Source organism: Weissella sp. DD23, from assembly GCF_001579105.1.
In the GTDB taxonomy this organism is placed as follows: domain Bacteria; phylum Bacillota; class Bacilli; order Lactobacillales; family Lactobacillaceae; genus Weissella; species Weissella cibaria.
Genome location: NZ_KQ970397.1, coordinates 5373 through 6200, shown reverse-complemented (window position 1 = coordinate 6200; position 828 = coordinate 5373). Strand labels below are relative to the sequence as shown.

General features: G+C 45.7%; 1 protein-coding gene. It reads right to left on the bottom strand.

The window, feature by feature from the left end:
* Positions 1-226: 226 nt before the first annotated feature.
* The coding region (locus tag WEIDD23_RS14915) for a cytochrome d ubiquinol oxidase subunit II (RefSeq protein WP_242865502.1) at positions 227-828 on the bottom strand (602 nt) is incomplete at its 5' end.

Genomic DNA, 828 nt, shown 5'->3' with positions numbered 1-828 from the left:
GGCCACCCCACAAATCAGTGATGGCGACACTTAGAAACCGCCCTTGACCAATAATGGCAATCGCCTGAATCAACGTTAGTAGTGATAACACGCCGAGCGCTTGCCGGGCACCCGGAAATTTAAACAATCGTTTATCTAACATGACAAACTCTCCATTTTCTCGATATGTACAAAGGGGACCAAGTTAACCTTGATCCCCTTCCATGTCCGTACGTGACGGGCATTATTACTTCTTAACAACAATGCGTTGACGGAAGATGTAGAAACTCCAAATTTGGTATGCCAAGACAATTGGCAAAGCCGTCAACGAAATAATTGTCATCCACTTCAGTGTGTACGCTGATGATGTTGCATTCTTCAACAGCAATGACATGCTTGGTACATCCCCAACAATCACACGTGGGAACAAACCGGTAAATAGTAGTAGCACGACTGCAATGATGGCCAATCCCAACGTGATAAATGACCAAACATTACGCCGCTTCAAACCAGTCAACCACGCAATGACTGTCAGCAAGACAATCACGGCTAGAAACGCTACCGTAATCAACGGCTTCTTAGCAAAGAAGTCAGTAAACAAGAACAAGCCTGCCGCAAAAGCAACTTCACCAACCAACAAAACTGGATACAACACCTTGATTTGTGTTTGAACCCGGTCATGTAGGACGCCCGTCTCTACCTTCAAACGTAGGTAATTCAAACCGTGGACATATGACAACAACGCCACTGCAACACCCCCAATAATTGAGAAGACGTTGAAGTAGTCAAAGAACGTTGCTGACATGTCACCGGCTTTGTCCAATGGCATGCCTTGCACAACATCTGCGA